This is a genomic window from Fimbriimonadaceae bacterium, from assembly GCA_019638795.1.
GTDB lineage: Bacteria > Armatimonadota > Fimbriimonadia > Fimbriimonadales > Fimbriimonadaceae > JAHBTB01.
In genome coordinates this window covers 51,107-63,096 of record JAHBTB010000014.1, presented here as the reverse complement: position 1 = coordinate 63,096, position 11,990 = coordinate 51,107, and the positions used below count along the sequence as shown (strand labels likewise).

General features: G+C 65.8%; 12 protein-coding genes and 1 tRNA gene. 6 read left to right on the top strand and 7 right to left on the bottom strand.

Annotation, left to right across the window (positions count from 1 at the left end):
- A partial coding sequence (locus KF857_12790; GenBank protein ID MBX3112868.1) for a hypothetical protein occupies positions 1-499 on the top strand: 499 nt, incomplete at its 5' end.
- Here KF857_12790 and KF857_12785 read toward each other — a convergent pair.
- On the bottom strand, positions 496-1,521 hold the full coding sequence (locus KF857_12785; GenBank protein MBX3112867.1) for a hypothetical protein: 1,026 nt from the start codon (positions 1,519-1,521) through the stop codon (positions 496-498). The two genes, KF857_12790 and KF857_12785, sit on opposite strands and share 4 nt — an antisense overlap.
- 99 nt (positions 1,522-1,620) lie before the next feature.
- On the opposite strand from KF857_12785, the gene KF857_12780 reads away from it, so the two are divergent.
- Entirely contained in the window at positions 1,621-2,082 is a 462-nt protein-coding gene (locus KF857_12780; protein MBX3112866.1) for a GyrI-like domain-containing protein, read from the top strand.
- On the opposite strand, the gene uvrA is transcribed toward KF857_12780, so the two are convergent.
- Positions 2,069-4,030, bottom strand: coding sequence for an excinuclease ABC subunit UvrA (uvrA, locus tag KF857_12775; protein ID MBX3112865.1), 1,962 nt, complete (start codon positions 4,028-4,030; stop codon positions 2,069-2,071). The genes KF857_12780 and uvrA overlap by 14 nt on opposite strands.
- Before the next feature lie 211 nt (positions 4,031-4,241).
- Between uvrA and KF857_12770 the strand changes: the two genes are divergently transcribed.
- The 4 genes from KF857_12770 (at position 4,242) to KF857_12755 (ending at position 5,842) form a co-directional block, all read left to right on the top strand.
- Positions 4,242-4,317 (top strand) — tRNA-His (locus tag KF857_12770).
- Positions 4,318-4,404: 87 nt separating this feature from the next.
- Positions 4,405-4,920 (top strand): hypothetical protein, encoded by a 516-nt coding sequence (locus KF857_12765; protein MBX3112864.1) that lies wholly within the window; start codon positions 4,405-4,407, stop codon positions 4,918-4,920.
- Positions 4,917-5,522, top strand: a complete 606-nt coding sequence (locus KF857_12760) for a ribonuclease HII (protein ID MBX3112863.1) — start codon at positions 4,917-4,919, stop codon at positions 5,520-5,522. The genes KF857_12765 and KF857_12760 overlap by 4 nt, the downstream gene beginning before the upstream one ends.
- Entirely contained in the window at positions 5,504-5,842 is a 339-nt protein-coding gene (locus tag KF857_12755; GenBank protein MBX3112862.1) for a YraN family protein, read from the top strand. Before KF857_12760 ends, KF857_12755 begins: the two co-directional genes overlap by 19 nt.
- A 9-nt stretch (positions 5,843-5,851) precedes the next feature.
- Here the strand turns inward: KF857_12755 and metG are convergent, their stop codons facing one another.
- From metG to folK, 5 genes are read right to left on the bottom strand one after another with little or no spacing between them, the layout of a single operon-like run.
- Entirely contained in the window at positions 5,852-7,780 is a 1,929-nt protein-coding gene (metG, locus tag KF857_12750; GenBank protein MBX3112861.1) for a methionine--tRNA ligase, read from the bottom strand.
- Between the two features lie 31 nt (positions 7,781-7,811).
- Complete coding sequence (locus KF857_12745; protein ID MBX3112860.1) at positions 7,812-8,951, bottom strand: DnaJ domain-containing protein; 1,140 nt, start codon at positions 8,949-8,951, stop codon at positions 7,812-7,814.
- The gene (locus KF857_12740) at positions 8,948-10,213 is read right to left on the bottom strand and encodes a type II secretion system F family protein (GenBank protein ID MBX3112859.1); all 1,266 of its coding nucleotides are present in this window, start codon (positions 10,211-10,213) and stop codon (positions 8,948-8,950) included. Before KF857_12740 ends, KF857_12745 begins: the two co-directional genes overlap by 4 nt.
- A 5-nt stretch (positions 10,214-10,218) precedes the next feature.
- The gene (locus tag KF857_12735; GenBank protein MBX3112858.1) at positions 10,219-11,511 is read right to left on the bottom strand and encodes a type II secretion system F family protein; all 1,293 of its coding nucleotides are present in this window, start codon (positions 11,509-11,511) and stop codon (positions 10,219-10,221) included.
- Positions 11,483-11,980, bottom strand: coding sequence for a 2-amino-4-hydroxy-6-hydroxymethyldihydropteridine diphosphokinase (folK, locus tag KF857_12730; GenBank protein MBX3112857.1), 498 nt, complete (start codon positions 11,978-11,980; stop codon positions 11,483-11,485). The genes KF857_12735 and folK overlap by 29 nt, the downstream gene beginning before the upstream one ends.
- Positions 11,981-11,990 lie beyond the last annotated feature (10 nt).

Sequence of the window (11,990 nt, the reverse complement as noted above, 5' to 3'; positions counted from 1 at the left end):
GCTCGCCCCGACCTTCAGCACCCTGCGCATGGTCCGCGAGTACACGTCGAGGTGCTACATGCCGGCGTCACAGATGTTCAACCGTTTGGTTGATAACGGTCTCGAACGAGCGAAGTCTTCCCTGCAATGGCGCGACAACGCGATCAAGGCGTGGCCCGCCGTGAAGATCTTGCGCGTCACCGACACGGTAGACCGGTCGGCCACCATCGGGTCAGGGTTCCACGTCACCGCGCAGATCGACCTCGGCACCCTGTGCCCCGACGACGTGCGCGTCCAGGTCGTCGCCGGCCAAGTCACCTCGAACCGGGAGCTGCGCCACATCGACCTCTACGACCTCACGTGGGAGTCCGCGGACGGTTCTGTCCACACCTTCACCGGCACGGCCAAGTGCGACGGACCGGGTCACCGGGGCTATCTTGTCCGCGTCGTGCCCCACCATGAGGACGTGAACGTGACGACGGAGATACCGCTGGTCGCCTGGGAGCCCCCGGCGTCCTAGACGTTTCCGGGCTTCTTTGCTGCCGCCAGCATCGGCCGGAGGTACTGCCCCGTCCAGCTGCCTTCGACGGCGGCGATGTCTTCGGGCGTGCCCGTCGCGACGACATTGCCTCCCCCGGTGCCCCCTTCGGGCCCCATGTCGATCAGCCAGTCGGCGGTCTTGATGACGTCAAGGTTGTGCTCGATCACGAGGACGGTGTTCCCTTGGTCAACCAATTGGTGGAGGACAGCGAGCAGCCGTCGCACGTCCTCGAAGTGGAGTCCGGTGGTGGGCTCGTCAAGGATGTAAAAGGTCGACCCCGTGCCCCGCTTGGACAGTTCGGACGCGAGTTTCACGCGCTGCGCCTCGCCACCGCTCAAGGTTGTGGCGGGCTGGCCCAAGCGGAGGTATCCCAGTCCGACCTCCTGGAGCGTGACCAACTTCTTGTAGATCTTGGGCACCGGCTGAAAGAACGAGCACGCCTCTTCGATAGTCATCTCCAAGACTTCCGAGATGTTCTTGCCCTTGTACTTGACCTCAAGGGTCTCGCGGTTGTATCGCTTGCCCTTGCACACTTCGCAGGGCACGTAGACGTCGGGCAAGAACACCATCTCGATCTTGATGATGCCGTCGCCCTTGCACGCCTCGCACCGTCCTCCCTTGACGTTAAAACTGAACCGGCCTTGCTGGTAGCCGCGCAGTTTGGAGTCGGGCGTCCGCGCAAAGAGGTCGCGGACCATGTCGAATGTGCCGGTGTAGGTGGCGGGGTTGGAGCGGGGTGTCCGGCCGATCGGCGACTGGTCGATGTCGATGACTTTGTCGACCTGCTCGTGCCCCTCCAGGCCGTCATGGGGCTCCCAGGCTCCACGAGTGCCGTACACCTCAAACATCAGGCGAGGGAAAAGGGTGTCCTGGACCAGCGTCGACTTGCCGCTCCCGCTGACTCCCGTCACGCAGACGAAGAGACCCAGCGGGAACGCCACGTCTATGCCGCGTAAGTTGTGCCCGCGGGCGTTCCTCAGCACCAGCCAACCGTGCGACATACTCGACGACAGTCTACACGTACAGAAGGTCTTCCGGCTAGGGTCGGGTCGCCCGGCCTGCACTTGACCTCCATATCAGCAAAGCAAGCACAATGGGGCGTGGCTGATTTTCAAGTTGTCGATTACCCGGCCTACACCGGCCTAGTCGCAGGGACGACATGCCCTGCCGACCAATTGGGTGCCGAGATACCACGGTTGCTCGGCTACATCTGGAACTCGAACCCGGAGGCGGACATGGCCGACGCCCCGTGTGTGTACTACCTGGAGTGGGCGCAGCACGTCCAGGTGGAGTGCGTGGTACCCGTGGCCGAGGGCACCGTGCCCGCCGCCGGTGCGACGATCAAGGAGTTCCCGGGCACCGAGGCCTTCATGGGCACCCACACCGGACCCCATGCCGGCCTGCAGGAGACATGGGCGGCCCTGTGGGCCGAAGTCGCAAGGCTGGGGCTCCAACCTGACGGGCCGCCATGGGAACGATACGTGACGGACCCCGAGGATGAACCCGACACAAGCCGGTGGGTGACCGAGGTCTATGTGCCGGTCAAGATCATGAAGGTCTGACTTCGGCCTTGGCCGCGCGGCTCCTTTTGGCTGGAGGAGGGGCCGCTTCTGAGATGGTCACGGCGGCCCGTCCGACCGAGGCCAGCGGGTGCGGCATGGCGGGTCGTCGACGTTCCTTCGGCACGTCGATCACGGCCTTGCCGTTCAGGTAGTCGGCCGTCGGTGACGACCGTTTGACAAACTCGTCGTACGGCCCCTCGTTCACGATGACGCCGCCGTGCTCGCCCGCGCCGGGCCCGATGTCGATAAGCCAGTCGGCATGGCGCATCGTGTCCTCGTCGTGCTCCACCACCAACACGGTGTTGCCGAGGTCGCGGAGGCGCACCAGCGTCTCGATCAGCTTGTGGTTGTCCCTTTGGTGGAGCCCGATGCTCGGCTCGTCCAGGACGTACAGGCATCCCATCAGACCGCTGCCGATCTGGGTGGCCAACCGAATCCGTTGCGCCTCGCCGCCCGCCAAGGTGTTCGCCGACCGGTCGAGGTTCAGGTAGGCGAGGCCGACGTCGTTGAGAAAGCGAAGCCGCTCCAGGACTTCCTTGACCGCCCGCTCGCCGATCGCCCGTTGTCGGGCGTTCAGGTGGTCGTTGATGCCCGAGAAAAAGGCAAAAGCGTCGGCCACCGACATCGAGGTCACGTCCGCGATGTTCTTCCCCGCGATCTTCACGCACAGGGTCTCGGGCTTAAGGCGCTGTCCGCGGCACTCCGGGCATGCGGCCGTCCTCATGTACTGCTCAAGGTCGCGCTTCACCCACTCGCTTTCGGTCTGGTCGTACTTCTTGCGCAGGACAGCCAGCACGCCGTCCCATTGGCTGGTGAACGTCCGCTCCGTGCGGCCGTAGTGGGTGATGACGGACACCGGCTCGGGCAGGCCCTCGAACACCGCCCGGCGGGCCTCCTCTGACAGGCTGTCGAAGGGCAACGACGCGTCGAACCCCGCCGCCCGGCCCACGCCGTCGAGCACCTGGGGCCACCACTCCTTGACGTCGCCGCTCTTGTAGACGAAGGGCGCGATCGCACCGTCGCGTACCGGCTTGCTCGGGTCGGGGACGACAAGGTCACGGTCAAACTCCGTCTTCGTCCCCAGCCCCGTGCACTCAGGGCATGCGCCAAACGGCGAGTTGAACGAAAACATCCGGGGCTCCAGTTCCGGCATCGTGAAGCCCGACTCGGGGCATGAGTAGTGCTCGCTGAACAGTTCGTCGTGCCAGTCGTCACCCTTGGCGTCCGCCAACTGGTGGCTCAGGGTGACCAAGCCTTTCCCCATTTTCAGGGCCGTCTCGATCGAGTCGGCCAGACGCCGGTCAAGGCCCTCCTTGATGACCAAACGGTCGACGACCACCTCGATGGTGTGCTGCTTGTAGCGGTCCATCGGGATGTCGTCGGTCACCTCGTGCATCTCGCCGTCGACCCGGACCCGCACGTACCCGGCCGCTTGGATGTCCTTCAGCTCCTTCTTGTACTCGCCCTTACGGGCGCGGACGACCGGCGCGAGGATCTGGAGTCTGGCCCCCTCGGGCAGGGCCTTGGCAGCATCGACGATCTCGTCCGTTGTCTGACGGCTGATCGGCTTGCCGGTCGCCGGGGAGTAGGGGACGCCGACCCGCGCAAAGAGGATGCGGAGGTAGTCATAGATCTCGGTGACGGTGCCGACCGTGGACCTCGGGTTACGACTCGCCGTTTTCTGGTCGATACTCACCGCCGGTGACAGGCCCTCGATATGGTCGACGTCTGGCTTGTCCATCTGCCCGAGGAACTGGCGGGCGTAGGCGCTCAGGCTCTCGACATACCGCCTCTGGCCCTCGGCATAGATGGTCTGGAAAGCCAGGCTCGACTTGCCGCTGCCGCTCAGACCCGTGATGACGACCAACTTGTCGCGAGGGATCTCGACGGTGATGTTCTTCAGGTTGTTTTCGCGCGCTCCGACGACGACGATCTTGTCCTGGGCCACCCCCACTTTATACCACCGACCCAGAACTGCGTCTACATAAACGACCAGCCAGGAGTCCCCATACTGGGGGTATGCGACGCCTGATCGTCCTCGCACTCGCACTCTTGAGCCTCGCCGCCTGTGACGCGGTCAGTGGACACAGCACCGTCAAGCCCGAAGAGCCGGCGGCCCAGTCTCAGTAGGCCCGGCGGTATAATGAAGCCTCCGGGTGGCGGGAGTAGCTCAGTGGTTAGAGCGCCTGACTGTGACTCAGGAGGTCGCGGGTTCAAGTCCCGTTTTCCGCCCCATCCCTTCTCAATATTCCGGGATTGACATTGTCAGCCCGAGGTCTTCGACCACCACATCGGCTTGGCCGTCCTATGCCAAGATGACCCATGGTCGCTGCTGCGCTGCTTTGTGTCATGGCCACTGCCAACCCTGCCCAGGAATATCTCGACCCTCACCTCGAAGGCCTCAAGCCGCTCCTCGGCATGACGTTTAAGGGAGTTTTCAAGAACAGCACCCCCGAGAGTCCGCTGGTCGATGTCGCCCACTGGGAGCGGGCCTTGAACGGCAAGGCGGTCCGTCTCGTCCACTCGCTTAACAACGGCATGTACGGCGGCGAGTCGATCTTCCGCTGGGACGAGGAGAAGAAGGCGGTGACCTACCACTATTTCACGACCGCCGACTTCATGACCGTCGGGACAGTGGAGTTCAAGCCCGGCAAGATCGTCACTCACGAGAAGGTCGTCGGCCAGGCGGGCGGGATCGCGACGGTCGACGGAGAGACCACGTTCACTGCCGAGGGTGGCTATGTCGTCCGTGCCGAAAGCAAGACCGCCGACGGTAAGACCAATGTCCGCGAGACCACCTACAAGCGCGACCTGAACTCCCGCGTCGTTTTCAAGTGAGTCCGTCCCTTCTCTTCGCCCCCCACGTGGCGGGAGTCGACGAGGCCGGCCGAGGCCCGTTGGCCGGCCCGGTCGTGGTCGCGGCCGTCGTCCTCCCCTTGGGCTTCGACACCCAAGGCGTCGTTGACAGCAAGCGACTGACCCCCGCCGACCGTGAGGCGGCCTTTGACCGTATCGTCGCGGCGGCGGCCTGGCACATCGAGGTCGTCGGCCCCGCCGACATCGACCGGCATAACATCCTGCGCGCCACCCTGGCGGCGATGTCCCGGTGCCTGGCGGGGCTGACACCCCGCCCCCGCTCGGCCCGGATCGACGGGAACGCCCTGCCCCCTGACCCGTGCTGCCCGTGCGAGGCCTGGGTCAAGGGCGACGGCAGGGACGCCGCCGTTGCCGCGGCGTCCATCCTTGCCAAGGTCACCCGAGACCGGCTCATGGTGTCGGCGGCCGAAGAGTTCCCTGGCTACGGGTTCGAGAGCAACTTTGGCTATGCCGCCCCGGGCCATCTCGCCGCCCTTCGTGAATTGGGGCCGTGCCCCCTCCACCGCCGGAGCTTTGAGCCGGTCAAGACGATGGTGAACCAGCCATGCCTCCTCGACGTCTAGGTGCCGAAGCCGAGGACCGCGCCGCGGACTACCTTCTCACCCTCGGATACACCCTTCTCAAGCGCCGGTACAAGGCGCGCCGGGGTGAGATCGACGTCGTCGCCCTGGACGGCGACACCGTCGTCTTTGTCGAAGTCAAGCACCGGACCTCAGGCCTTGTCGCTCCGGAGGCGGCGATCACCGCGACCAAGCGGGCGAGGCTGGCCGCCGCCGCCCGGCAGTACCTGGACGAAGAGGCCGGGCCTAGCTTCTACGCCCGCCATGACCTCGTCGCCATCGACGCCGAAGGGCTGAGGCACTACATCAACGTGTTTCAGTAAGGCCCGTGATCAGTGGACGTTGGTGCCGTCGGGAGCCTCGTGCTCGGGTTGGAGCAAGATCGCGTTTCCGTCGGCGTCGTCGGCGGCCAGGAGCATGCCTTGCGACTCGAGGCCCATCAGCTTCGCCGGCTTCAGGTTCGCCACGACGATGACCTGCCGGCCGATCAAGTCTAGCGGCGTGTACTTCTTCTTGATCCCCGCGATGATCTGGCGGGGCTCGTCGCCGATGCGGACCTGGAGCTTCATCAGCTTCTCACTTCCCTCGACGGGCTCGGCCTCGATGACGCGGGCGACTTTGAGTTGGACTTTCATAAAGTCCGCGAACTCGATGACGGCAGGCGGTTCCATGGTCTTCTTTTTCTCCGGCTTAGGTTCTGACGCCGGCTTCGGCGCAGGTGCGGCGGCAGGCTTGGTCTCGAGGCGCGGGAAGATGGGCACCGGCTGTCCCAGTTTCGTGCCCGACGGCAACGCCGCGTCGGTGCCGACCGTCTGCCACGACAGGGTCGGGGCGACGCCGAGCTGGGCGGCCACGGCGTCCGCCGCGTCGGGCATCGTCGGGCGCACCATCGCCTCGGCGGCACGGACGCAGGCCAGCATCGAGCGGACCACCGCGGGCAGGGCCGGGTCTGCCGCTTTGGCCAAAGCCCAGGGTGCCCGGGAGTCGATGTACTTGTTGAGCCAGCGGATGAGGCCGATGGCCGCTTCCGCCGCTTGTTCCAAGCGGTACCCCGCCATCGCCGCCTCATAGCGAGACTTGGCCTCGTCGATGGCGGCCTGGGCCTCCGGTTCCAGGGCGACGTCGGGGACGACGCCCCCCACGAACTTGTGCGCCATCGACAGCGACCGGTTGAGCGCGTTGCCAAAGTCATTGGCCAAGTCGGCGTTGTAGCGACGGTCGAACTCCTCGTAGGTAAACGTCGAGTCGTTCTCAAAGCCCATCGTCGAGACAAGCCAGAACCGGAGCGCGTCCACGGCAAGCTCTCGCGAGATCCCTGCTTTCTCGGCAAACTCCGTGACCAAGGGCAGCGGCTCCACCGCCGTCCCCTTTGACTTGGAGATCTTTTCGCCCCCGAACAGCACCCAGGCATGGGCGGCGACGACGTGGGGCGGCTCTAGGCCGACGCCCATCAGCATGGCGGGCCACAGCGTGGCGTGGAACCTGGTCAAGATGTCCTTGCCCAGCCATTGCACGTCGGCGGGCCACCTCGCGCCAAAGTCACCGTCAGGCCAATCGCAACTCGTGATGTAGTTGATCAGGGCGTCGAACCAGACGTAGATGACTTGGCTCTCGTCGCCCGGGACGGGAATGCCCCAGCCGGTGTTGGACCGTGAGATGCAGACGTCGCGCAGACCTTGGTTGATGAACGAGACCACCTCGTTCTGCCGGGCCTCGGGGACAACCTTGATCTTGCCGTCGGCATAGGCTTGGGACAAGGCCTCTTGGAATCCACTTAGCTTGAAAAAGTAGTTCTGCTCACTGATCCACCGGACCTCGTTGCCGTCGGGCGACTTGCCGTCGACGAGGTCTTCCTCTTTGAAGTAGGTCTCCGTGGTGACGTCGTACCAACCCTCATAGGTGCCCGTGTAAATGTGCCCGTTTTCCTGCAACCGGCGGAACAGCTCTTGGCTCGCGTGGACGTGGCGTGGTTCGGTGGTGCGGACCAGGTCGTCGTGAGAGACTTTAAGCTCCCGGAAAACGTCGACGAAGCGACCGGCGATCCGGTCGACGAATTTGTGAGGGTCCTCCCCCGCCCGTTCGGCGGCCTCGCGGATCTTCGTGCCGTTCTCGTCCGTGCCGACCTGGAACCAGACGTCTTCGCCCAGCATCCGGTGATACCGTGCCGTCACGTCGCCCGCCAATGTCGTCAGCGAGTTACCGATGTGCAACATGCCGTTGACGTACGGGATGGCGGTCATGATGGTGAATCGGCTCGGCATGGGAAGCACCGATTGTACTCGGGAGACCCGGTCAGCCCTTCAGCCCACGGAACACGTCGGCCAATCCCCATCCCACCAGGGCCGAAGGGAACAAGAGGTTGCCACCCAGCAAAAACACCTGGCCCGCCGCGGCCCCGCTCCGCGCCAAAGTGAACGCCACGACGACCACCAAGGCGGCGACGGATCCGCCCAACAGCCGGGACAGCGACGGGTTGAACGCTTTCTGCCCTGCACCCACGACCCAGTACGCCGAGACCGAAGCCCAAAAGCATGCCAGGCTCAGCAGCGCCAGAGCCACCGGGGGAGAGACACGGGAACCCGTCGCCGAACCCAACGTCTCCAGCCGGTCGAGCAAACCCGCGGACGCGAGGGCGGCCCCCGTGACGGTGCCGGCGACGACCAAGGCCACCACGTGACCGAGTCCGACCGCCAACGGCCTGATCCCCGTCGTCGCCGATTCCGGAGCAAACACCAAGGCCGCGCCGACCACGGCCAAGGTCACCAAGGCGGCGTAGACCGGCGCGCGGTTCAGGTCCGCCGCGTCAGCCACCGGGTGCGAGGCTTGCAGGTCGACGACCTCCAGGTACTTGCGCTCGAAAACCGGGTTGTCCGGGTCGAATTGGGCCGCGTAGGCGTAATACCGGGCCGACCGGTCCAGGTCGCCCCGGTAGCGGGCCACGTCCGCGATGGCGGCATAGGCGGCCGCCTCTTGCGGGTTTGACCGCAAGATCCGCTCGGCGACCATGTCGGCCTCCGCGTACTTGTGGCGGCGGAGGAGCCGGGCGAGTTTGGCCGCGTCGTCGTTGCCGTCTTGGAGTTGGTACCGAGGTGCGGGGCCCTTGGTCGCGGCGGGCCTCTTCGGTGACGGCTTCCGACTCGGTGGCGGGGTACGGGGCGTCGCGCGGGGGGTCGGGCGCACGGTGGCCTCTTGGGCAGCCCGTCGCCGGCCCGCCTCGTCCAACTCATGCAGGTGCTTGTCGTACGAGGCTTTGCGTTCCGGGTCGCTCAGGGCCTCGTAAGCCTCGCGGACGCGCATGAACCGCTCTTGGGCGTCGGCCCGTGGGTTAAGGTCCGGGTGAAGCTCTTTGGCCATCTGGCGGAACGCCACCCTCACCGCTTGGGCAGAGGCAAATCGTTCCAAGCCGAGCGTCTCGTAGTAGTCAGGCGTCATGGCGCGTTGGCGTCGTTGATCTGCTGCTGCACGCCTTGGCCGAAGCCGGTGTAGAAGCTGACCGCGATGTAGCCGACGTAGGCACCGACCATGACGAGGGCGAGGACGCCGAGCAAGGTCGCCGACTGTCGCGCCTTGGTCTGCCCTTCGTCTTCGTAGTACTCGCTGGTCTTGATCAGCATCTCGTCCAGGTTGCCGGTCATTTCCCCGGTGCGCACCATGTCGATCACGATCGGGCTGAACGCCCCCGTCGACACAAAGGTCTCCGTGATCCCCGCCCCGCCTTCCAACTTGCCAGCCGCCTGGTAAATCTTGAGCCGGACCGCCTCGTTCCCGCAGGCGTCGGCGGCGAGCCGGAGCGCCTTCTGCGTGGGGACACCACCCTTGTAGAGCGCGCCAAAAGCCCGACCAAACTTGGCCATCGCAAAGCCGTGGACCATCTTGCCGAACCACGGAAGGCTGTTGACGATGTTGTCCCAGGTGTACCGGACCGGGCCGTGGGGCAGGCCGAACTTCTTGAAGAGGAACCAGCCGACGAGCAGGGCCGCCGCCGTCGCCCAAATCGCCACCGGAGCCGCGATCCCGCTCTTGCCGGGCGCGATCGACGCGAGGATCGCGTTGACGCCCATGATGATGATTACCGACGCGCCGATGACGGCCTTGGGATAGAAGGTCTCGCGCCGGATCAGGTTGCGCAGCTCGATGTCCCGCTGGATGTACTCGCTGAGCTGGCGGCACTGCTCGGCCATGAAGCCGCCCTCTTCGCCGACCCGCAACATGCTCACCATCAAAGGGGAGAAGACCTCGGGGTACCGCTGGAACCCGCTCGTCATGGGGCGCCCTGCCATCACATGGTCTCTTGTCTCGAGGACGACCTTGCGCAACTTGGGGCTTGGCGTCTGGGTCGCCAGTGTCTCCAGGGCCTGGGCGGGGTTGATGCCCGCATGGAGCATGGTCCCAAGTTGGCGGAAGAAAAAGTGAAGGTTGGTCAGGGCGACCCCGCCGACCAAGGCGCCGACCACGTTGGTCTCGACATAGCTTCGGGGTTCGACCGGCGGTCCGGCCACCGCACCGACCGGCCTCATCGGCTCTTGAGCGGTGGCGACCGGGTCGTCGAAGCCGCCCTTCGCCTCGCTCAGCCCCCGGACCTGGAGGCCCTGCTCCTTCAACTGGCGGCTCGCCGCGTCGAAATCGACGCCGAGCACAGTCCCGCGATGGACCCGCCCCTGGTTGTCGACAGCTTGGTACTCGAAGATCGGCATCTTGGCTACTCCTGAAGGGCACTGTTGATGACTTGGTTGTAGTAACCGGCCCAAAACGTCGCCGCACCGACAAGTCCTCCGAGCATGCACAGGAGGAACGCGGCCAGCCACAAGGTGTACATCCTCCCCCTCTGCCACGATTGGGCGCTGTCACGTGCCATCAGGGCCATGTGACGGAAGGCGTCGGGCAACGAGCCGGTCATCTCTCCGGTGCGGATGAGGGAGGCCTGTTCCGGGGGGACGATCCCCGACCGCGCCGCGATGTCCGAGAACGGCGTCTCATGCCCGGTGGTGGCGAGGGCGCCTTGCAGCATCGCGCTGAACTCGTGGTTCGGGACCGCCCGCGCGGCGAGCTCCCATGACTGCCGAGGGCTGATCCCCGCCGCACTCAACCGCTCCATGTGGCTGCTGAACACCGAGAGGTTCTCCTGTCGGGCAAACTGACCGAACACGGGGAGTCGGTAACCCCAGCGGTGGCGAAGGGGCCGCTGGGCGGTCTGGCGGAGCCACCAGCCGGAGACGAAATAGACGGCGCATCCGACGGCCAGGACGATGACCGGCCACGAGGTGAAGAACTTCGTCACCGAGGTCGTGACGAACGTGCCGAGCAACTGGGCGGGAGTGGTCTGCTGGGTGCCGTTCACCGCCGTGTCGACCAGCTTCATCATCCCCGACGTGACCGCCATGACAAACGGCAGCCCGACAAAGCCCAGGTAGAACGCCGACCAGCGGAAGAACCTTGCCGCCCACCCCACCTTGTGGGCCGCCCGGAACCGCTCGCCGAGTTCGGTGGCCGCCTCGGGGACGTAGCCCCCTGCCTCTCCCGCCGCTATGGCCCCGACCGCCCCCTCGGGGAAGACGTCGGGAAACGCCGCCATCGCCTCGGCCAGGCTGCCCCGTTCGGCAGTGTGGGAGGCCATATGCCGCAGGGCCTGGGCGATGGCCGGGTTACGCTCTTGCGCCGCCAGTTGGGTCAGGGCGACCGTCGGGGCGACCGCCGCACGCCATAGGCTGCCGATCTGGAGGAAAAGGAAGCTCAGCTCACTGTTCTTCGCCCGTCCGGTGTGGAACACGGGCCCGACCGCGGGGCTGGACGTGGAAACCACCGGACGTGAAGCGGCGACGACCGGTGCAGGCGTCACAGAAGGCTGGGCGACGAGGTCGGCCGGGCGGACGGACTTCACCTGGAGGCCCCGGTCGGCAAGGGTCCGCGCGACGTGGCCCGGCGACGGCGCGTCCAGCGTGCCGCCGGTCGACTGGCCCTCCGCGTCAACAGCCTGGAACCGGTACAGGGGCATCGCTTGCTCTCTTCACGGCCTGGCCCGTCAGCTCCGGGTCGGCCCGCCAATCCAGGATACGCCTCCCGCCCGGCAAAGTGGCGTCGGGGTCGGCCTCCGCCCAAGGTTCCATGACAAACCGCCGTTCATGGGCGCGGGGATGGGGGACGCGCAGGCAGGGAGACTCAAGCTGGAGGCAACCGTACTGCAGGACGTCGAGGTCGATGAGTCGAGGGCCGTTCGGTTCGCCGGGCCGCCGTCCCAATTCGCGCTCAGTCTGCTTGCACCAAGCGACCAGGGCCAGTGGGCCGAGCGTGGTGTGACCCACCGCCACCGCGTTCAGGTAGTCGGGTTGCTCGGTCACGTACATCGGCGCGGTCTTGTAGAGTCCGCTTGTGCTCATCCCGTCAAGAATTGCGGCCAGGCGCACCAGCGCCTGGCCGAGGGTCTGCTCCGCCGGCCCGAGGTTCGCCCCCAGGGCGACTGCCACCGGTACCGGC